The sequence below is a fragment of the Citrobacter sp. wls717 genome, assembly GCF_005280955.1.
In the GTDB taxonomy this organism is placed as follows: domain Bacteria; phylum Pseudomonadota; class Gammaproteobacteria; order Enterobacterales; family Enterobacteriaceae; genus Citrobacter; species Citrobacter werkmanii.
This window is the reverse complement of sequence record NZ_SZWW01000006.1, coordinates 486,915-506,876: the sequence shown is the minus strand read 5'-3', so window position 1 is coordinate 506,876 and position 19,962 is coordinate 486,915. Positions and strand designations below refer to the sequence as shown.

The following is a 19,962-nucleotide window of genomic DNA, read 5'->3' as shown; positions in this document are numbered from 1 at the left end:
CGTGTCGATGGAGGCGCATTATAGGGAGTCGACTCAGGAAGACAAGCGGAAAAATGCATTTTTGTTCCAACCGCTCACCTTTTATCCACAACGCTTACTTTTGCTGCTTTTTTATCGCCTTTGGCAAGTCTGCCAGACTATTTATAACGAAATCTGCCGCATTTTCTGCTTCCGGCGTGACGGGTTTGCCCGTGCGCACCAGTACCTTGGTTCCAACATTCGCCGCTGCTGCCGCCTGCATATCTTCTATTTTGTCGCCTACCATATAAGAAGCAGCCATATCGATGTGCAGGAAGTCGCGAGCAGAGATCAACATCCCGGGATGCGGCTTACGGCAATCGCAGACCTGACGATACTCTTCTACGGTACCCTGCGGATGGTGCGGGCAATAGTAGATACCATCCAGATCAACGTCGCGATCGGCCAGCGACCAGTCCATCCATTCGGTCAACGTTTCAAACTGTGCCTCGGTAAATTTACCGCGCGCGATACCAGACTGGTTCGTCACCACAATTAGCGCGTAACCCATATTTTTAAGTTCACGCATGGCATCAATAACGCCGTCGATAAACTCGAACTCATCAATCTCATGTACGTAACCGTGGTCCACATTAATGGTGCCGTCACGGTCGAGAAAAATTGCGGGTACAGACTTTGCCACCTTTTATAGCTCCTGAATAAGGCATGTGGCTCTAGTATCGCATGTTTCGGCGGGCAAGAAAGTGCTCATCGTGCAAAGCTAGATTGATTTAGACGTCTGGATGCCTTAACATCCATCTTGTTGACGGCCTTGACCGTCCCAGACAGACGAAAATGCCACGGCTAACTTAATTACGATAATAAATAACCAATGATTAAACTTTCGAATATCACCAAAGTATTCCAGCAGGGGACTCGCACCATTCAGGCGCTAAATAATGTCAGCCTGCATGTTCCCGCCGGGCAGATTTACGGCGTCATTGGCGCCTCCGGTGCCGGTAAAAGTACGCTTATCCGCTGCGTTAACTTACTTGAACGCCCAACCGAAGGCAGCGTTCAGGTCGGCGGTCAGGAGCTGACAACGCTTTCAGAGTCCGAGTTGACCAAAGCTCGCCGTCAAATCGGCATGATTTTCCAACACTTTAACCTGCTCTCTTCCCGTACCGTGTTTGGCAACGTTGCGCTGCCGCTGGAACTGGATAACACGCCAAAGGAAGAGATCAAACGCCGTGTAACAGAACTGCTGGATTTAGTTGGCCTTGGCGACAAGCACGATAGCTATCCGGCCAACCTTTCCGGTGGACAAAAACAGCGAGTGGCGATCGCCCGTGCGCTGGCAAGTAATCCCAAAGTGTTGCTCTGCGATGAAGCCACCAGCGCACTCGACCCGGCAACCACGCGTTCGATTCTGGAACTGCTGAAAGACATTAACCGTCGTCTGGGTCTCACCATTCTGCTAATTACCCATGAGATGGACGTTGTAAAACGCATTTGTGACTGCGTGGCGGTCATCAGCAATGGTGAACTGATTGAACAGGACACCGTCAGCGAAGTCTTCTCTCACCCGAAAACGCCGCTGGCACAGAAGTTTATCCAGTCCACTCTACATCTGGATATCCCGGAAGATTATCTGGAACGTTTAAAAGCAGAGCCGCAAGCCGACAGCGTGCCAATGCTGCGCATGGAGTTCACCGGTCATTCGGTCGATGCGCCATTACTCTCTGAGACGGCCCGTCGCTTTAATGTGAATAACAACATTATTAGCGCGCAGATGGATTATGCCGGCGGCGTGAAGTTCGGCATTATGCTGACGGAAATGCACGGCACACAGGAAGATACACAAGCAGCCATTAACTGGCTGCAGGAACACCATGTAAAAGTAGAGGTACTGGGTTATGTCTGAGCCGATGATGTGGCTGCTGGTTCGCGGCGTATGGGAAACGCTGGCAATGACCTTTGTGTCCGGTTTTTTTGGTTTTGTCATTGGCTTGCCGGTTGGCGTATTGCTGTACGTTACGCGTCCAGGGCAAATCATTGAGAACGCTAAGCTTTACCGTACGCTCTCTGCGCTGGTAAATATTTTCCGTTCCATCCCATTCATTATTTTGCTGGTGTGGATGATTCCTTTCACCCGCATGATTGTGGGTACCTCTATTGGGCTGCAGGCCGCTATCGTCCCGCTGACCGTCGGCGCCGCGCCGTTTATCGCCCGTATGGTGGAAAACGCGCTGCTGGAAATCCCGACCGGGCTGATTGAAGCCTCCCGTGCGATGGGCGCCACGCCGTTGCAGATTGTACGTAAGGTATTACTGCCAGAAGCGCTGCCGGGTCTGGTCAATGCCGCCACCATCACGCTCATCACGTTGGTTGGCTATTCCGCGATGGGCGGTGCCGTCGGCGCAGGTGGTCTGGGACAGATTGGCTACCAGTACGGTTATATCGGCTACAACGCTACCGTGATGAATACAGTACTGGTATTGCTCGTCGTTCTGGTTTATTTAATTCAGTTATCCGGCGATCGCATCGTCCGGGTTGTCACGCACAAATAACGTTGCACACAACACTAAAAACTCATTAAGAAAAGGAAATAAGCATGGCGTTCAAATTCAAAACCTTTGCGGCAGTTGGAGCCCTGATCGGTTCTCTGGCACTTGTGGGTTGCGGTCAGGATGAAAAAGATCCTAACCACATCAAAGTGGGCGTTATTGTTGGCGCAGAGCAACAGGTTGCAGAAGTCGCGCAGAAAGTGGCAAAAGAAAAATACGGTCTGGACGTTGAGCTGGTCACGTTTAACGATTACGTCCTGCCTAACGAAGCGCTGAGCAAAGGCGACATTGATGCTAACGCCTTCCAGCACAAACCGTACCTGGATCAGCAGATTAAAGATCGTGGTTACAAGCTGGTTGCCGCGGGCAATACTTTTGTTTACCCGATTGCGGGCTATTCCAAAAAAATCAAATCACTGGATGAGCTGCAGGAAGGTTCTCAGGTCGCGATTCCAAACGACCCGACTAACCTTGGCCGCTCGCTGCTGCTGCTGCAAAAAGTGGGCTTAATCAAACTGAAAGACGGTGTTGGCCTGCTGCCGACCGCGCTGGACGTGATTGAAAACCCGAAAAACCTGAAGCTGGTTGAACTGGAAGCGCCGCAGCTGCCGCGTTCACTGGACGATGCGCAAATCGCCCTGGCGGTCATCAACACCACCTACGCCAGCCAGATTGGCCTGACTCCGGCAAAAGACGGTATCTTTGTTGAAGATAAAGATTCTCCGTACGTAAACCTGATCGTGACCCGTGAAGACAACAAAGATGCTGAGAACGTGAAGAAATTCGTGCAGGCCTACCAGTCTGACGAAGTGTACGAAGCAGCGAACAAAGTCTTCAACGGCGGTGCGGTTAAGGGCTGGTAATTTTAGGCTGTTTCCAGAATCTGTAATATCATCAGGACGGGCGCTTGCCCGTCTTGTCATTTATGCAAGCACCTGATTCAATATCTGACGTTTAGATCATTCATTGAGGAAATATTATGCGTGCTTTACCGATCTGTTTAGTAGCACTCATGCTGAGCGGCTGTTCTATGTTAAGCAGATCCCCTGTTGAACCCGTTCAAAGCACCGCTACCCCGCCAAAAGCGGAGCCGGAAAAACCAAAAGCACCGCGCGCGGCGCCGGTAAGAATCATTACTAACGCCGAAGATTTAGTGGGTAAACCGTTCCGCGATCTCGGCGAAGTCAGCGGCGAATCCTGCCAGGCATCTAACCAGGATTCCCCTCCGAGCATCCCAACCGCACGTAAACGCATGCAGATTAACGCCTCTAAAATGAAAGCGAATGCGGTATTGCTGCACAGTTGCGAAGTCACCAGCGGGACGCCAGGTTGCTATCGTCAGGCGGTTTGCATTGGTTCTGCACTGAACATTTCGGCGAAATGAGTCATTTTCAGTTCGAGCAAATAGGCGTTATCCGCTCACCTTATAAAGAAAAGTTCGCCGTTCCACGCCAGCCAGGTCTGGTGAAAAGTGCCAGCGGCGAACTGCATTTGCTCGCTCCCTATAACCAGGCCGAAGCTGTTCGCGGCCTGGAAGCCTTCAGCCATTTGTGGGTGATTTTTGTTTTTCATCAGACAATGGAAGGAGGATGGCGTCCAACCGTGCGCCCTCCCCGTCTTGGCGGCAACGCCAGAATGGGTGTCTTCGCCACGCGTTCAACGTTTCGTCCTAACCCTGTTGGCATGTCTTTGGTTGAGCTTCGAGGTATCCGCTGCCACAAAGAGCACGTCATCCTTGAGCTCGGCGGGCTGGATCTTGTCGATGGTACGCCGGTTGTGGATATTAAACCGTATCTGCCATTTGCCGAATCGCTGCCCGATGCTCGCGCCAGCTATGCTCAGGATGCACCGCAGGCCAGCGTAGATGTGTCGTTCAGTGAAGAGATCGCCGGGCAACTGGCTGGGCTGGAAAAACGTTGTCCGCATCTTCGCCAGTTTATTGCCGAAGTGCTGGCGCAGGATCCCCGTCCTGCCTACCGTAAAGACGAGGAAGAAGGCAAAACCTACGCCGTTTGGCTGCTGGACTTTAACGTCCGCTGGCGCGTTACGCCGTCAGGATTTGAGGTCTTTGCTCTGGAAGCCCGCTAATTTGCGTCGCGTACTCTTTTGACATCCCTTTCTCGCTGGTAAACTAAACCACTTTTGTTTTGTGCCAGGCTCGTCTTGAGCCTGTTCGATCGTTCAACTGGAACCGTAACAACATGCGTACTAGCCAATATCTGCTCTCCACTCTGAAGGAGACACCTGCCGACGCCGAAGTCATCAGCCATCAGCTGATGCTGCGCGCCGGGATGATCCGCAAGCTGGCCTCCGGGTTATACACCTGGCTGCCGACCGGCGTGCGCGTCCTGAAAAAAGTCGAAAACATCGTGCGTGAAGAGATGAACAACGCCGGTGCGATCGAGGTGTTGATGCCGGTCGTTCAGCCCTCTGAGCTGTGGCAAGAGAGTGGCCGTTGGGAACAATACGGCCCGGAACTGCTGCGTATTGCTGACCGTGGCGATCGCCCGTTCGTCCTTGGCCCAACGCATGAAGAAGTGATCACCGACCTGATTCGTAACGAGCTGAGCTCTTACAAACAGCTGCCGCTGAACTTCTACCAGATCCAGACTAAATTCCGTGACGAAGTTCGTCCGCGCTTCGGCGTGATGCGTTCCCGCGAATTCCTGATGAAAGATGCCTACTCTTTCCATACCTCTCAGGAATCCCTGCAGGAGACCTACGACGCGATGTACGCGGCGTACAGCAAGATCTTCAGCCGTATGGGTCTCGATTTCCGTGCGGTACAAGCGGATACCGGTTCTATCGGCGGTAGCGCCTCTCACGAATTCCAGGTGCTGGCGCAGAGCGGCGAAGACGATGTGATCTTCTCCGACACCTCCGATTATGCAGCGAATATCGAGTTTGCCGAAGCCGTTGCGCCAAAAGAGCCGCGTGCGGCAGCAACGCAGGAGATGACGCTGGTCGATACGCCAAACGCCAAAACCATCGCCGAGCTGGTTGAGCAGTTCAACCTGCCGATCGAGAAAACCGTAAAAACCCTGCTGGTGAAAGCGGTTGAAGGCAGCAAGTCTCCGCTGATTGCCCTGCTGGTTCGCGGCGATCACGAGCTGAACGAAGTCAAAGCGGAAAAACTGCCGCAGGTTGCCAGCCCGCTGACCTTCGCCACCGAAGAAGAGATTCGCGCATTGGTGAAAGCGGGTCCGGGTTCTCTGGGTCCGGTGAACATGCCAATTCCGGTCGTTATCGACCGTACCGTTGCCGTGATGAGCGATTTCGCTGCGGGCGCGAACATCGACGGTAAGCACTATTTCGGTATCAACTGGGATCGTGATGTTGCCACCCCGGAAGTTGCGGACATTCGTAATGTGGTCGCTGGCGACCCGAGTCCGGATGGCCAGGGTACGCTGCTGATTAAACGCGGCATCGAAGTGGGTCACATCTTCCAGCTGGGCACCAAGTACTCTGAAGCGATGAAAGCCGCCGTTCAGGGCGAAGATGGCCGTAACCAGATCCTGACCATGGGTTGCTACGGTATCGGGGTCACTCGCGTGGTTGCTGCAGCTATCGAACAGAACTATGACGATCGCGGTATCGTATGGCCAGACGCCATTGCCCCGTTCCAGGTCGCGATTCTGCCGATGAACATGCATAAGTCCTACCGCGTGCAGGAACTGGCTGAAAAGCTGTACGCAGAGCTGCGCGCGCAGGGCATTGAAGTGCTGATGGACGACCGTAAAGAGCGTCCGGGCGTGATGTTTGCCGATATGGAACTGATCGGTATTCCGCACACTATCGTGCTGGGCGACCGTAACCTCGACAACGACGATATCGAATACAAATACCGTCGTAACGGCGAGAAGCAGTTGATTAAAACGGGCGACATCGTCGACTACCTGGTAAAAGCCATTAAAGGCTAATATCAGCAAAAGGCCCTGATAATCAGGGCCTTTTTTTCATCAATTAATTACACCCTTTACCGGGGATAAATTTCGCATCTTTATCCGCCATCAGCGTTTTCACTTTCTCGCCAGTGTCCGGGTTCGCCTCCAGTGTAAAATGCGCTTCCAGCGTCAGCAATACGGATTGCCCGTTTTCCGCGCGCGCGGCTAAATAGTCACGCTCAAGCTGGGCGTTATTCGCCACCGGCATCCGTTTACCCGTTGCGCAGTCGGTAAAGATAGCTGCGTCAGCCATATAGAAGTACATGCCCCGCATCGGCATTGGCGTCACCGGTAAGCTGGCGGAAACGGGCTGAAGGGTGTAGTTGAACTGCGACTCAATCGGATTACCTTCACGATCGAGCATTTCCAGCGCTTCGCCTTTAGCACGATAGTACGACTTTTCACCTTTACTGTCGGTCAGCACCAGCTTATCCGCAGTGCGCGCCCATGTTCCATAAGAGGCAAAGGACGACGGTTCATCCCTCACCCCCTGATAACGTTCGTTCATCACCCATGTTCCGTCTTTTTCGAGGAACAGAGAAGTTTCAATCCCTTCGCAGTCCGCGCAAGGCAGGATGCCTCGCCAGCTTTGCTGCATCGGTTTTAATTCTGCCGCCCGTGTCGGCTGTAGTACTTCGACTTCAGTACGGTTGTTACAGCCGATCAAGGAAAAAAGCGTGCATGCAGCGACGACGGACAATATTGCTGTTTTCACTATCAATTCCTTATAGATTTTTATTCCTGCTCGTCAGTCTTGCGTTCGACGAACTCTCCCGCGCAGTGACTTCACTGTGGATTTTTGCGCCTTCGATGACAACCTACGCTCTTTCGAAGCGCGCGTAGGACGCGTTGCCTGTCGGCTTTTTTGCACTGCGGTTAATTCTTTGATCACCGCCACCAGCCGGGATATTGCCGCTTCCCGGTTTAGCTCCTGGCTACGGTATTCCTGCGCCTTAATGATAATAACGCCATCGCCGCTAATCAGATGATGGCTGGCGGCCAGCAGGCGTTCCTTATAATACTCTGGCAGGCCAGAGGCCCGAATGTCAAAGCGCAAATGGATGGCTGTCGAGGTCTTGTTAACGTGCTGACCACCCGCGCCCTGCGCCCGAATCGCCGTGATTTCCAGCTCATTATCAGGGATAGAGACGTTTCGGGAGATGACTATCATGAACCCTGCTGCCACGCGGTCAGATGAATTTCCAGATTGTTCTGAGAATCGGACAACCAGATAGCGCCATCCTGAATCGTCGCCTGCAGCGCCATGGTGCGACCAGCAAATTCACTCAGTTGCGCCAGCTGTTCGTCATCCAGATACCACACGGTAAGATTTTTAAACTGCGCGCACTTACTCTGGTTTTGTTGCCACCAGATCTGGGCCGCACGGCTGTTGTAGGTAAACAGGGCCACCTCAGCAGACTGAGTGCAGGCTTTCTTAATACGACGCTCATCCGGCAGGCCGAGTTCAATCCATAAATCAATGCCCAGATGGTCGTTTCGCAGCCAGGCTTCCGGTTCATCTTCCGCGCTCAGGCCACGTGTGAACTGCAGGCGTTCATCGGCATATTTAATCCACGCCAGCAGTCGCAGCATCATGCGCTCCTGGGTTTCTGAAGGGTGACGCGCCAGCGTCAAGGCTGCGTCAAGGAACTGGTTGCGGTCGAGATCCGCCACATTGACTACAGCTTTATAGATTGTCGCTTTAAGCGCCATTTGAGAACTCCTTTCGAATCAGGCGCTCATTGTAGCGAAAACTGCGGCAAAAGGCTGCTAACAGCACCTCTATCAAGGCCGCTGATATTGCCTGAATGAGTATGGTATAGTCACCTTGCTAAACAGAGTTTATCTTCGTAGGCTTAGACTTGCATCCACGGTTAAGTCAGAGTGCTGACAGGAGGGCATGTGGAAAAATATTGTGAGTTAATACGCAAGCGGTACGCGGAAATCGCCAGCGGAGACTTAGGGTATGTCCCGGATGCGCTGGGTTGCGTATTGAAGGTGCTTAATGAAATGGCGGCAGACAGCGCCCTTTCAGAGTCGGTCAGGGAAAAAGCGGCCTATGCTGCCGCGAACTTACTGGTGAGCGATTATGTCAATGAATGAAACGTATCAACCCATCAACTGTGATGATTACGACAATCTTGAACTCGCCTGCCAGCACCATTTGTTACTGACGTTGGCGTTAAAAGATGGCGAAGTTTTACAAGCGAAAGCAAACGATCTGGTTTCACGCAAAAACGTGGAATATCTGGTCGCAGATGTCGCAGGTGAAACCCGGGAGCTTCGCCTCGATAAAATTGCCAGCTTCAGCCACCCGCAAATCGGTACCGTGGTCGTCAGCGAATCCTGATTCTTTTGTTGCCGGATGGCGGTGCAAGCACCTTATCCGGCCTACTTTCCATGCGATATGTAGGTCGGATAAGCGCATCGCCATCAGGCATGCCAAACCAGACTCACCCCTTCTTTATCTTCTGCTGCTCCCTCACGCGTCACAAAAACACCCGCAGCCGCAATCAGCGTTTCGCCGTAAAACAACAGCGGCGTGGTATCTCGTCGCCAGGGCGGGATCCCCTGCTCCTGCCAGATTTTCTTTAATTTACGTCCACCGTTACGCCCGACAATATGTAATACGCCTGGCGCTCTAAACCGAATGCTGACGGCTTCATCTGCCTGCGGCATACGCAATTCGCCAGCAGGGATGAGCTGCACCGAGCCTAACCCGGCAGGCAGCGTCAACGGCGTTTCCCGGCATGTCCACGGGATGACGGTTTCGCTTTGCCCATCGACCGATTTCACCCACCACAGCTGTGACTGATAACGACGAATGTCGAACTCTCCAAGGCGAAAACAGGGGGAAGCATCTTCCCGCGCCAGCGCGACTTCCTGCCAGATACGTTCCAGAGCGTCACGGGAAGGCATTGGCGCAGTTAATCCTGCCAGCCAGCGGCGAAGCAGGGCGGCACGCCGTACACCGCTCATCGTCATTAGCGGCGCCAGTAAAAGTGTGCCCTGGGCCGTGACGCAGTCGGCTAAATCGCTGGCAAGCAGTTCATCCAGTAAGCTCTCCTGCTCGGCGCACAGCGCGGCGCTGCGGGCCGTGGCTTGCGCGAAGTGCGGCCAACGCTGTTGCAGCAAGGGAGTAACGCGCAATCTGAGGAAATTGCGATCGTAGGTATCATCCTGATTACTTTCATCCTCAATCCAACATAATTGGTGCTGTCGCGCCCACCCTTCCAGCGCCTCTCGCGTTTGCGCCAGCAGCGGTCGGATCAGCCGGGTCCCGGCGAACGGCGAGCTTTCTCCCATGGCGGACAGCCCGGCAGGACCACTGCCACGTTTAAGGGCCAGCAGAAAAGTTTCGCACTGGTCGTCCAGATGCTGGGCGGTCATCAGTACCTCGCCCGGCAGCAACGTCTGTGCAAATGCGTGATAGCGCGCCCGCCGCGCCTGAGCTTCTATCCCCAGACCATCATCCTCCAGACGGACCCGTTCAACCACCAGCGGCACCTGCCACTGCGCGCATATCGATTCACAGTGCTGCACCCAGTTGTCCGCGTGGGGACTTAATCCATGATGAATATGGATTGCGCGCAACGTAACCTCAGGGTGCTGTGCTCGCCACAGCACTAACTGATGCAGCAGCACGGTGGAGTCCAGCCCGCCGCTAAAAGCGACCAGAATCGATTGAGAATTCAGCAGTGAAGTGTTCAGCGTGAGTGTTGTCATGATGGTTACTTACAATGGCATTGCCCGGCACGTTACCGGGCTAACGCCATAATGACAAGCCTTACAGCTCATACAGTTCGAGCGGTAATCCGTCGGGATCGTTAAAAAACGTGAAGCGTTTGCCGGTAAACGGATCAATGCGTATCGGCTCGCACTTCACATCGCGCGCTTCCAGATGCGCGATCGCTTTCTCTACGTCATCCACACTGAACGCCAGATGACGTAAACCACAGGCTTCCGGTCGGCTGGGGCGGCAAGGTGGAAATGGGAAAGAAAAGAGCTCAATCACATACTGACCGTTCAATGCCAGATCGCCTTTCCAGGAGTCTCGCTCTTCCCGGTAGGCTTCGCTCATCAGGGTGAAGCCCAACACATCGCAGTAAAATGCCTTACTCGCCGCGTAGTCCGTCGCAATAATGGCAATATGGTGAACCTGTTTTAATCCCAGCATAGCGTTTTGCCTCTTTCGTTTGTTCTTTCAGCACGTTACTCGCGCTCAATGGGTTCAGGCAAGTCGTTATGCCATTTTTAAGACTCTCACACGATACACGCCATCCTCACCCAGTTTAGCGCCATGGATATCGGTTTCAAATCCAGGATAATGATGGCCCACGGAGCACAGCATCAGCAGGAAATCGAGTACAGCCCGGCTTTTTTCCGTGATCATTTCACCAGGCATCAAGAGCGGTACGCCGGGAGGGTAAGGCAGGATCATATTGGCGGAAACGCGCCCCACCAGTTGATCGAGCGCTACCGTTTCAACCTCACCTTTGATCTGCCGTTGCCAGGCCTGATGCGGCGTCATTTTCATTTCCGGTAAGGTATCAAATGCCCGCAGCATCAGCCCGGAAAGATCGTGCTGGCGAATAAGCCTATGGATCCCCTGCGCCAGATCCTGAATGCGCATATTGCGATAAAAATCAGGATCTTCAGCATACAGATCCGGCAGCATGTTTTTCACGCGTAAATTCAGATCGTACGAACGCTTAAATTCCGTCAGCCCGCGCAGCAGGCCCATCGCCCGGGTTTTATCAATGCCGATGCTGAACAGGAACAACAGATTATACGGTCCCGTTTTCTCGACAACCACGCCGCGTTCATCAAGGAATTTCGCCACCAGCGCGGCAGGAATCCCCTCTTCACTCATATTTCCCTGTTCATCCATCCCCGGCGTCAGAATAGTGACTTTTACCGGGTCAAGAAACATGTGGTCGGCGTCAGCATCGATAAATCCGTGCCAGTCTTCACCGGGCGCTACCGGCCAGCATTCTGCTTCATCCACCCTTTCTGGTTGCCAGATATCAAAAAACCAGCCATCCGACTCTTCACGCAACCGCTGCACTTCTTTACGAAAATGCAGCGCCCGCTCCACCGAACGATTGATTAACCGCTTACCGGAATTGCCACGCAGCATTGCCGCTGCGGTTTCTATCGAGGCAACAATCGGGTAACTCGGCGAAGTGGATGTGTGCATCATAAAGGCTTCGTTAAAGGTGTCTTCGTCGTAATCGCCCTTAATGTGGATCAAAGAAGCCTGTGACAACGCCGCCAGCATCTTGTGGGTGGACTGGGTTTCAAAAATCACCTTCCCCGGCACGCGCTCACCGCTCATCCCGCTTTTCCCCTGATAGATCGGATGAAAATGGGTATATGGCACCCAGGCTGAATCAAAATGGATAGAGGGCACATCCAGCGTTTGTTTGATCCAGTTGGTGTTATACAGCAGGCCGTCATAGGTGGAGTTGGTGATCACCGCATGCACCGGCCATTGCGCCTGGGGGGTCTCCTCTACCTTGCTTTCGATGCTTGCCCGGCTAAATTCCCTTCGGGGGATACCGCCCAGAATACCCAACGCATTACGCGTCGGCTTCAACCAGATTGGCACCACATCGCTCATCATCAGCAAATGTGCCAACGACTTATGACAGTTGCGGTCAATCAACAGCGTACTGCCCGTGGGTGCGGCGTACATACCAACAATTTTATTGGAGGTGGACGTGCCGTTGGTCACCATATAGCTCTGCTCGGCGCCAAAAGTGCGCGCGATATACTCCTCCGCTTCCAGGTGCGGGCCGGTATGATCCAGCAGCGAGCCCAGCTCGGTCACTGAAATGGAGACATCGGCTTTCAGCGTATTACCGCCAAAGAAATCATAGAACAGGCAGCCGACCGGGCTTTTCTGGTACGCCGTTCCCGCCATATGACCGGGCGTGCAAAAGGTATACTTTCCTTCCTTCACATAGGTAAACAGCGCTTTGGTGAAAGGGGGCGTAATGTTATCCAGATATTCGCTGGTGTACTGGCGGATGCGGGTGGCAATGTCTTCAGACTGGCCCAGCGCATACTCAAAAAACCACAGCGCCATGCGCAGGTCGTGAGCGCTGACATCCATCGTTGAATGGGTATTAATAAAGGCGTAAAGCGGAAGATATTCGTTGAGCTGGTTGATGTCACTGCACAGATCCAGACTGTATTCATCCCAGTCAAAAATGACGCCGCAAATTCGCGGGTTATGTTCGATAAACTTCAGCAGGTCAACGCTATTCTGCGGCCAGATAATCTGAAACCCCTGCTGTTGTAGCGCACGCTCAAGTTCCTTGATGGGCTCATCTTTATAAAAGACGCCATGCGGTCCCATGATGGCAATGATATTCATGCGTTCCTCCTGGAAAAACCTCAGTTAAGCATAGCCTGGTCAAACTGCAGGTAAAAAAAAGGGCCACAGCATTGTGGCCCTTTTCAGAATTAATGTAGCTTATGCGTAGCCGTAGCTCATCAGACGCTGGTAGCGACGGTTTTTCAGATCTTCTTTACCTAACACATCAAGATCGGCGAGATCGGCCAGCAGTTGCGCTTTCAGTGACGCCGCCATGGCTTCCGGGTTACGGTGCGCGCCACCCAACGGTTCAGGAATGATAGAGTCGATAAGCTTCAGCTCTTTCAGACGCGGCGCGATAATGCCCATCGCTTCAGCGGCCAGCGGCGCTTTATCAGCGCTTTTCCACAGAATGGAGGCACAACCTTCTGGGGAGATAACGGAATAGGTGCTGTATTGCAGCATATTCACTTTATCGCCTACGCCGATCGCCAGCGCGCCGCCGGAACCACCTTCACCGATAACGGTGCAGATGACCGGTACGCTCAGACGCGACATTTCACGCAGGTTGCGCGCGATCGCTTCAGACTGACCACGTTCTTCCGCGCCCACACCCGGGTAAGCCCCTGGGGTGTCGATGAAGGTAATGATCGGCATGTTGAAACGTTCTGCCATTTCCATCAGACGCAGCGCTTTGCGATAGCCTTCCGGCGCTGGCATGCCGAAATTACGACGAATTTTTTCTTTGGTCTCACGGCCTTTCTGATGACCAATGATCATCACCGGACGGCCATCCAGACGCGCGATACCGCCGACGATAGCTTTGTCATCCGCATAGGCACGATCGCCCGCCAGCTCATCAAATTCATCAAACGCCAGGCGGACATAATCCAGGGTGTACGGACGCTGTGGATGGCGCGCCAGTTGGGCTACCTGCCATGCGCCAAGATCGGCGAAGATTTTACGCGTCAGTTCTACGCTTTTTTCACGCAGACGATGCACTTCTTCATCGATGTTAATATCCAGTTTCTCATCCTGACGGCTAACCGCAGTCAGAGAATCGATTTTTGCTTCCAGCTCTGCAATCGGCTGTTCAAAATCAAGGAAATTCAGACTCATAGTATTCCTGTATTAGTCAAACTCCAGTTCCACCTGCTCCGAACCAATAAGGCCGCGGAGATCGTTTAGCAAACGATCGCTCGGAGAGACACGCCACGTCGCGCCAAAACGCAACCGCGCACGTGCATCCGCCCTCTGATAGTAGAGATGTACTGGAATTGTCCCCGAGCGGTGGGGTTCCAGAGACTGACGGAGTCGGTTTAAAAGCTGGTCATCAATTTGCCTGTCCGTCAGCGAGATAGCAAGCCCGCGAGCATATTTTTCCCGGGCTTCGTCAATATCCATGACTTCACGGGCCATCATTTTAAGCCCGCCGCTGAAGTCATCAAAGCTGACCTGTCCGCTGACGATAAGTATGCGGTCTTTTTCCAGCAATTGCTGGTATTTATCCAGGGCATCGGTAAACAACATAACTTCCAGACGCCCGGAACGGTCATCCAGTGTACAGATGCCGATACGATTGCCGCGCTTGGTGACCATTACCCGCGCGGCAATGACGAGCCCCGCAGCCGTGGTGACTTTACCACGTTCTGTCGGATGCATGTCTTTCAGCCTGTGGCCTCCAACATAGCGCTCAATTTCTTTCAAATACTGGTTGATAGGGTGTCCCGTCAGGTAAAGCCCTAACGTTTCACGCTCACCGTCTAATACTACCTGCTCAGGCCACGGTGTACAGTTGGCATAAGACTGTTCAATTTGTTCGGGTTCTTCCGCCAGCACGCCAAACATATCAGCCTGGCCAATAGCCTCGGCTTTCGCATGCTGATCGGCGGCTTTTAGCGCATCATTCAACGAATTCATCAACGCCGCGCGGTGTGGGCCAAGGCGGTCAAACGCCCCGGACATAATCAGTTTTTCCAGCACCCGGCGATTGAGTTTTTTGATATCCGTACGCGCACAGAGATCAAACAGCTCGCGGAAGTAACCGCCTTCGTTGCGCGCCTCAATAATAGCTTCAATTGGCCCTTCACCCACGCCTTTTATCGCGCCGATGCCATAAACAATCTCGCCATCATCGTTAACGTGGAAATGGTAAAGCCCGGAGTTAATGTCTGGCGGCAGGATTTTTAACCCCATGCGCCAGCATTCATCCACCAGCCCGACCACTTTCTCGGTGTTATCCATATCGGCCGTCATTACCGCCGCCATAAACTCGGCCGGGTAATGCGCCTTCAACCATAGCGTCTGGTAAGAGACCAGCGCATAGGCGGCGGAGTGTGATTTGTTAAATCCGTAACCGGCGAATTTCTCCACCAGGTCAAAGATTTTCATCGCCAGTTCGCCGTCGACGCCGCGCTTTTTCGCCCCTTCTTCAAAGGTGCCGCGCTGTTTGGCCATTTCTTCCGGCTTTTTCTTACCCATCGCACGACGCAGCATATCCGCGCCGCCAAGCGTGTAACCAGACAGCTCCTGGGCAATCTGCATAACCTGTTCCTGATACAGGATAATGCCGTAGGTTGGCTCCAGTACCGGCTTCAGACACTCATGCTGCCATTGTACGTCCGGATAGGAAATCTCTTCGCGACCATGCTTACGGTCGATAAAGTTATCTACCATCCCCGACTGTAGCGGGCCCGGGCGGAACAGGGCCACCAGTGCGATCATATCTTCGAAGCAGTCAGGCTGCAGACGTTTGATCAGATCCTTCATGCCGCGGGATTCAAGCTGGAATACCGCGGTGGTTTCCGAGCGTTGCAGCATGTCGAAGCTTTTCTTATCGTCAAGCGGAATGGCCGCGATATCCAGCGGCGGCTCGCCGTTCTTTTCACGGCGGGCGTTGATCATCTCCAGCGCCCAGTTGATGATGGTCAGCGTACGCAGCCCCAGGAAGTCGAACTTCACCAGGCCGGCGTATTCCACGTCGTTCTTATCAAACTGAGTAACCGGGTGCAGCCCCTGTTCATCGCAGTATAGCGGCGCAAAATCGGTAATTTTGGTCGGAGCGATAACCACGCCACCGGCGTGCTTACCGGCGTTACGTGTGACGCCTTCCAGCTTACGCGCCATATCGATCAGCGCTTTAACCTCTTCATCTGCCTCATAGATTTCCGGCAGTTGCGGTTCAGCTTCGAAGGCTTTCGCCAGCGTCATGCCCGGATCGGGCGGCACCAGTTTCGAAATACGATCCACGAAGCCGTACGGGTGCCCCAGCACGCGGCCCACGTCTCGGATAACCGCTTTTGCCGCCATCGTACCGAAAGTAATAATCTGCGAAACCGCATCACGACCGTACATATCCGCCACGTGTTCAATAACCTGGTCGCGTTTCTCCATACAGAAGTCAACGTCGAAGTCGGGCATTGAGACACGTTCCGGGTTCAGGAAACGTTCGAACAGCAGGTCAAATTCCAGCGGATCCAGGTCGGTAATTTTTAGCGCATAGGCCACCAGCGAGCCTGCGCCGGAACCACGTCCCGGACCTACTGGTACGCCGTTATCCTTCGACCACTGGATAAATTCCATAACGATCAGGAAGTAGCCCGGGAACCCCATCTGGTTGATAACCTGTAGCTCAACATCCAGACGTTCATCATATTCCGGACGGCGCCTGGCGCGCTCTTCCGGATCCGGGAACAGGAACTCCAGTCGCTGTTCCAGCCCCTCTTTCGACTTCGCCACGAGGAAATCCTCGGTGGTCATATCGCCGGTCGGGAACTGTGGCAAGAAATACTCACCCAAACGCACCGTGACGTTACAGCGTTTGGCAATTTCGACGGTGTTTTGCAGCGCCTCCGGGATATCGGAGAACAGCTCGCACATCTCGTCTTCGCTACGCATATACTGCTGCGCGGAGTAGTTACGCGGGCGTTTAGGGTCGTCAAGGGTGAACCCGTCGTGGATCGCCACACGGATTTCATGCGCGTCGAAATCGCCGGTTTCCAGGAAGCGAACATCGTTGGTCGCCACCACCGGCAAACCACGCCTTTCGGCCAGTTCTACCGCGGCATGCAGATAGTTTTCTTCATCTTGTCTGCCGGTACGGATCAGCTCAAGGAAGTAGCTATTGGGAAAATGCGCTTCGTAAAACGCCACGCATTCGTCAACCAGGGCGCTATTACCGCGCAACAAGCTACGTCCGACGTCGCCCATGCGGCCGCCGGAGAGCAAAATCAAACCTTCTTTTAGCTCGACCAGCCAGTCGCGGTCGATAACCGGCCCTTCTGCGCCATAACCGCGCTGATAGGCTTTTGATATCAATAACGTCAGGTTCTGATAGCCGGTATTGTTAGCGGCCAGTACGGTGAGTTGCGTGAGTTCATCACCCAATAGTTCACTGCGGACATGAAAATCTGCGCCTACAATAGGCTTAATACCGGCGCCGTGACCCGCTCCGTAAAACTTCACCAGACCACACAGGTTGGTAAAATCGGTGATCGCCAGCGCAGGCATGCCTAACGCGGCCGCCTTCTTCACCAGCGGCCCGGTTTTCGCCAGCCCATCGATCATGGAGTAGTCGCTGTGCACCCGGAGGTGGACGAAACGTGGTTCAGACATCTTCAGATTCCTTCGACACAAGAATCAGGACGTGAGTCCCAGTGCGCGTTTGACGGGGCCAAAACTGCGGCGATGGTGCTCTGTCGCGCCATACAGTGCCAATTTTTCCAGATGAAAAGCGGTTGGATAGCCTTTGTGCTGCGCAAAGCCATACTGCGGAAAAACCGTATCCAGCGCTGCCATTTCAGCATCGCGGGTCACTTTTGCCAGTATTGACGCTGCGCTAATCTCCGCTACGCGGCTATCACCTTTGACTACCGCCATCGACGGTACCGGTAATGCCGGACAACGATTGCCGTCAATCAGTACGTATTCCGGCGCAATATGCAGCCCCGCGACCGCACGCTGCATCGCCAGCATGGTGGCATGCAAAATATTCAGATCGTCGATTTCATGCGGTTCCGCACGGCCCACGCTCCAGCTTAACGCTTTTTCTTTAATTTCATCAAACAGCGCCAGGCGACGTTTTTCCGACAGTTTTTTTGAGTCGTTAAGACCGATAATCGGACGCGCCGGATCCAGAATGACGGCAGCAGTAACAACCGCCCCAACCAAAGGACCACGTCCGACTTCATCCACACCCGCCACTAAATGCGTATGCGGATAAACAAATTCAATCATTGCGCTAACTCCAGGACTGCATCCGCCGCCTGCTCATCAGCATTGCAACGGATCTGCTGATGCAGTTCGCGGAAAGTGTCATGCATCGCATGGCTGGTTTTACCATTCGCCAGTAACGGCAACAGCGCTTGCGCCAGCGCATGCGGCTCACACTCTTCCTGCAACAGCTCTTTAACCAGTTCTCTTCCCGCTAACAGGTTAGGAAGCGAAACGTAATCCGTTTTCACCAGACGCTTCGCCAGCCAGAAGGTAAAGGGTTTCATGCGATAGCCGACCACCATCGGACACTTTGCCAGCATACATTCCAGCGCGGCGGTGCCTGATGCCAACAGTGCGGCGTCGCTGGCCACCATCGCTTCACGTCCCATGCCATTAAGCAGATGCACGGAAAGCTCCGGCGCAACCTCTGCCTTGATACGCTCAAACTGCTCCCGGCGTTTGGCATTCACCAACGGCACCACAACTTCGAGATCCGGATAATGCTGACGTAACAGTTGCGCCGTTTTCAGAAAATCGGCGCTGAGCATCTCCACTTCTGCGCCACGGCTTCCTGGCAGCAGCGCAAGGCAATGCGCGTCGTGGGGAATACCCAAAATATCACGGGCCGCGTGTTTATCCGGATCCAACGGCATGGCATCCGCCATGGTGTGGCCGATAAAGCGGCACGGGACGTTAAATTTGTCATAAAACGCTTTTTCGAAAGGCAGAAAAGCCAGCACCATATTAGTGGATCTGCCTATTTTGAAAACGCGTTTCTGTCTCCACGCCCAGACGGACGGACTGACATAATGAATGGTTTTTATGCCCTGCTTTTTCAAGTTCCCTTCAAGGGTAATATTGAAATCAGGCGCATCAATGCCAACGAAAACATCCGGCTTGAGATCGGTGAATCGACGAGTGAGATCGGCACGAATATGCAGTAAACGGCGCAGACGTCCGAGCACTTCAACAATGCCCATCACCGCCAGTTCTTCCATTTCGTACCAGGCTTCACAGCCTTCGGCCTGCATTAGCGGCCCCGCCACGCCAACAAAACGCGCATTGGGAACACGAGCTTTGAGTGCGCGGATTAGCCCTGCACCAAGAATATCGCCGGAGGTTTCTCCGGCGACGAGGGCAATCGTTAAAGGACGCTGCTCAGTCATTAACGAATCAGACCACGCGTTGAGCGCTCAAAGAAGTCGCTGAAAGCCTGGACTTCAGGGTGCTGTTTCGCCAGTTCGGCGATTTCCGGTTTCGCTTCTTCCAACGTTTTACCGCTACGGTACAACGCTTTGTAGGCATTACGAATCGCGGTAATCGCTTCGCGGGTGAACCCACGACGCTTCAGACCTTCGATATTGACGCCAAACGGCGTCGCGTGGTTGCCCTGGGCGATAACGTACGGTGGCACGTCCTGAGCAACGCCAGAACAGCCGCCAACCATCACATGCGCGCCGATGATGCAGAATTGATGCACCGCAGTCATGCCGCCGATGATAACAAAATCATCCAGCGAAACATGTCCGGCAAGCGTGGCGTTATTCGCCAGAATACAGCGGTTGCCTACCGTACAATCATGCGCGACGTGCGCATTAATCATCAGTAAGTTATCGCTGCCCACCTTCGTCACTCCACCGCCCTGCACTGTGCCACGATGAATGGTGACGCTTTCGCGGATGCGGTTGCGATCGCCAATTTCCACGCGGGTCGGTTCGCCAGCATATTTAAGATCCTGGTTAACTTCGCCGATGGAGGCAAACTGATAGATCTCGTTATCGCGACCAATTTTTGTATGGCCATTCACGACAACGTGAGACTTCAGTACGGTACCCTCACCAATTTCAACATGGGGTCCAACAATACAAAATGGGCCAATGTGAGCGTTAGCGCCAATACTGGCGCCCTCTTCCACAATGGCGGTAGGGTGAATAAAGGCGGATTTATCAATCACGTA

20 protein-coding genes are annotated in these 19,962 nt (G+C 53.6%); 8 read left to right on the top strand and 12 right to left on the bottom strand.

All coding sequences use genetic code 11. From position 1 onward, the window contains the following. Positions 1-94: 94 nt before the first annotated feature. Positions 95-661 (bottom strand): D-glycero-beta-D-manno-heptose 1,7-bisphosphate 7-phosphatase, encoded by a 567-nt coding sequence (gene gmhB, locus FDX09_RS04735; RefSeq protein ID WP_137346854.1) that lies wholly within the window; start codon positions 659-661, stop codon positions 95-97. Between the two features lie 189 nt (positions 662-850). Between gmhB and metN the strand changes: the two genes are divergently transcribed. From metN to proS, 6 genes are all read left to right on the top strand, one after another. Further along, entirely contained in the window at positions 851-1,882 is a 1,032-nt protein-coding gene (gene metN / locus FDX09_RS04730; protein WP_038637459.1) for a methionine ABC transporter ATP-binding protein MetN, read from the top strand. Next, positions 1,875-2,528: a methionine ABC transporter permease MetI gene (locus tag FDX09_RS04725; RefSeq protein WP_006686810.1), complete on the top strand. Its 654-nt coding sequence runs from the start codon at positions 1,875-1,877 to the stop codon at positions 2,526-2,528. Before metN ends, FDX09_RS04725 begins: the two co-directional genes overlap by 8 nt. 44 nt (positions 2,529-2,572) lie before the next feature. Further along, positions 2,573-3,388, top strand: coding sequence for a methionine ABC transporter substrate-binding lipoprotein MetQ (gene metQ, locus FDX09_RS04720; protein WP_006686809.1), 816 nt, complete (start codon positions 2,573-2,575; stop codon positions 3,386-3,388). 116 nt (positions 3,389-3,504) lie between these two features. Continuing rightward, positions 3,505-3,909: an Rcs stress response system protein RcsF gene (rcsF, locus tag FDX09_RS04715; RefSeq protein WP_016151780.1), complete on the top strand. Its 405-nt coding sequence runs from the start codon at positions 3,505-3,507 to the stop codon at positions 3,907-3,909. Further along, positions 3,906-4,613 (top strand): tRNA (N6-threonylcarbamoyladenosine(37)-N6)-methyltransferase TrmO, encoded by a 708-nt coding sequence (gene tsaA, locus FDX09_RS04710; RefSeq protein WP_087857691.1) that lies wholly within the window; start codon positions 3,906-3,908, stop codon positions 4,611-4,613. The genes rcsF and tsaA overlap by 4 nt, the downstream gene beginning before the upstream one ends. A gap of 113 nt (positions 4,614-4,726) precedes the next feature. Then, entirely contained in the window at positions 4,727-6,445 is a 1,719-nt protein-coding gene (gene proS, locus FDX09_RS04705) for a proline--tRNA ligase (protein WP_038637453.1), read from the top strand. 43 nt (positions 6,446-6,488) lie between these two features. Here the strand turns inward: proS and nlpE are convergent, their stop codons facing one another. The 3 genes from nlpE to FDX09_RS04690 are packed head-to-tail and all read right to left on the bottom strand — an operon-like array spanning position 6,489 to position 8,182. Next, the gene (gene nlpE, locus FDX09_RS04700; protein WP_087857695.1) at positions 6,489-7,187 is read right to left on the bottom strand and encodes an envelope stress response activation lipoprotein NlpE; all 699 of its coding nucleotides are present in this window, start codon (positions 7,185-7,187) and stop codon (positions 6,489-6,491) included. A 30-nt stretch (positions 7,188-7,217) separates the two neighbouring features. After that, positions 7,218-7,640, bottom strand: a complete 423-nt coding sequence (gene arfB / locus FDX09_RS04695) for an alternative ribosome rescue aminoacyl-tRNA hydrolase ArfB (protein ID WP_038637447.1) — start codon at positions 7,638-7,640, stop codon at positions 7,218-7,220. Beyond that, entirely contained in the window at positions 7,637-8,182 is a 546-nt protein-coding gene (locus FDX09_RS04690) for a YaeQ family protein (RefSeq protein WP_038637444.1), read from the bottom strand. Before FDX09_RS04690 ends, arfB begins: the two co-directional genes overlap by 4 nt. A gap of 189 nt (positions 8,183-8,371) precedes the next feature. Here FDX09_RS04690 and FDX09_RS04685 point away from each other — a divergent pair, with 189 nt between their 5' ends. Both FDX09_RS04685 and rof read left to right on the top strand, forming a co-directional pair. Beyond that, entirely contained in the window at positions 8,372-8,572 is a 201-nt protein-coding gene (locus tag FDX09_RS04685; RefSeq protein ID WP_024132476.1) for a YaeP family protein, read from the top strand. Next, complete coding sequence (rof, locus tag FDX09_RS04680; protein ID WP_003018503.1) at positions 8,559-8,819, top strand: Rho-binding antiterminator; 261 nt, start codon at positions 8,559-8,561, stop codon at positions 8,817-8,819. The genes FDX09_RS04685 and rof overlap by 14 nt, the downstream gene beginning before the upstream one ends. Positions 8,820-8,902: 83 nt before the next feature. Here rof and tilS read toward each other — a convergent pair whose 3' ends face one another. The 8 genes from tilS to lpxA form a co-directional block, all read right to left on the bottom strand. Then, a complete protein-coding gene (tilS, locus tag FDX09_RS04675; protein WP_137346853.1) occupies positions 8,903-10,195 on the bottom strand; it encodes a tRNA lysidine(34) synthetase TilS in 1,293 nt (430 codons plus the stop codon). Between the two features lie 61 nt (positions 10,196-10,256). Then, complete coding sequence (locus FDX09_RS04670; RefSeq protein ID WP_069324020.1) at positions 10,257-10,646, bottom strand: VOC family protein; 390 nt, start codon at positions 10,644-10,646, stop codon at positions 10,257-10,259. A 66-nt stretch (positions 10,647-10,712) separates the two neighbouring features. Next, positions 10,713-12,851 carry a lysine decarboxylase LdcC gene (gene ldcC, locus FDX09_RS04665; RefSeq protein ID WP_038637430.1) on the bottom strand — a complete coding sequence of 713 codons (2,139 nt, stop codon included), beginning with the start codon at positions 12,849-12,851 and terminating at the stop codon, positions 10,713-10,715. Between the two features lie 99 nt (positions 12,852-12,950). Next, complete coding sequence (gene accA / locus FDX09_RS04660) at positions 12,951-13,910, bottom strand: acetyl-CoA carboxylase carboxyl transferase subunit alpha (protein WP_038637427.1); 960 nt, start codon at positions 13,908-13,910, stop codon at positions 12,951-12,953. 12 nt (positions 13,911-13,922) lie between these two features. Further along, on the bottom strand, positions 13,923-17,405 hold the full coding sequence (dnaE, locus tag FDX09_RS04655) for a DNA polymerase III subunit alpha (protein ID WP_085048274.1): 3,483 nt from the start codon (positions 17,403-17,405) through the stop codon (positions 13,923-13,925). Between the two features lie 24 nt (positions 17,406-17,429). Continuing rightward, complete coding sequence (gene rnhB / locus FDX09_RS04650) at positions 17,430-18,026, bottom strand: ribonuclease HII (RefSeq protein ID WP_038637421.1); 597 nt, start codon at positions 18,024-18,026, stop codon at positions 17,430-17,432. Continuing rightward, positions 18,023-19,171, bottom strand: coding sequence for a lipid-A-disaccharide synthase (gene lpxB / locus FDX09_RS04645; protein ID WP_121528603.1), 1,149 nt, complete (start codon positions 19,169-19,171; stop codon positions 18,023-18,025). The genes rnhB and lpxB overlap by 4 nt, the downstream gene beginning before the upstream one ends. After that, positions 19,171-19,959: an acyl-ACP--UDP-N-acetylglucosamine O-acyltransferase gene (gene lpxA, locus FDX09_RS04640; protein ID WP_038637417.1), complete on the bottom strand. Its 789-nt coding sequence runs from the start codon at positions 19,957-19,959 to the stop codon at positions 19,171-19,173. Before lpxA ends, lpxB begins: the two co-directional genes overlap by 1 nt. Between the last annotated feature and the right edge of the window lie 3 nt (positions 19,960-19,962).

Coding starts and splice junctions, on each gene's coding strand:
- metN (WP_038637459.1), top strand. CDS start 851: ATGATTAAACTTTCGAATATCACCAAAGTATTCCAGCAGGGGACTCGC.
- FDX09_RS04725 (WP_006686810.1), top strand. CDS start 1,875: ATGTCTGAGCCGATGATGTGGCTGCTGGTTCGCGGCGTATGGGAAACG.
- metQ (WP_006686809.1), top strand. CDS start 2,573: ATGGCGTTCAAATTCAAAACCTTTGCGGCAGTTGGAGCCCTGATCGGT.
- rcsF (WP_016151780.1), top strand. CDS start 3,505: ATGCGTGCTTTACCGATCTGTTTAGTAGCACTCATGCTGAGCGGCTGT.
- tsaA (WP_087857691.1), top strand. CDS start 3,906: ATGAGTCATTTTCAGTTCGAGCAAATAGGCGTTATCCGCTCACCTTAT.
- proS (WP_038637453.1), top strand. CDS start 4,727: ATGCGTACTAGCCAATATCTGCTCTCCACTCTGAAGGAGACACCTGCC.
- arfB (WP_038637447.1), bottom strand. CDS start 7,640: ATGATAGTCATCTCCCGAAACGTCTCTATCCCTGATAATGAGCTGGAA.
- FDX09_RS04690 (WP_038637444.1), bottom strand. CDS start 8,182: ATGGCGCTTAAAGCGACAATCTATAAAGCTGTAGTCAATGTGGCGGAT.
- rof (WP_003018503.1), top strand. CDS start 8,559: ATGTCAATGAATGAAACGTATCAACCCATCAACTGTGATGATTACGAC.
- tilS (WP_137346853.1), bottom strand. CDS start 10,195: ATGACAACACTCACGCTGAACACTTCACTGCTGAATTCTCAATCGATT.
- FDX09_RS04670 (WP_069324020.1), bottom strand. CDS start 10,646: ATGCTGGGATTAAAACAGGTTCACCATATTGCCATTATTGCGACGGAC.
- ldcC (WP_038637430.1), bottom strand. CDS start 12,851: ATGAATATCATTGCCATCATGGGACCGCATGGCGTCTTTTATAAAGAT.
- accA (WP_038637427.1), bottom strand. CDS start 13,910: ATGAGTCTGAATTTCCTTGATTTTGAACAGCCGATTGCAGAGCTGGAA.
- dnaE (WP_085048274.1), bottom strand. CDS start 17,405: ATGTCTGAACCACGTTTCGTCCACCTCCGGGTGCACAGCGACTACTCC.
- rnhB (WP_038637421.1), bottom strand. CDS start 18,026: ATGATTGAATTTGTTTATCCGCATACGCATTTAGTGGCGGGTGTGGAT.
- lpxB (WP_121528603.1), bottom strand. CDS start 19,171: ATGACTGAGCAGCGTCCTTTAACGATTGCCCTCGTCGCCGGAGAAACC.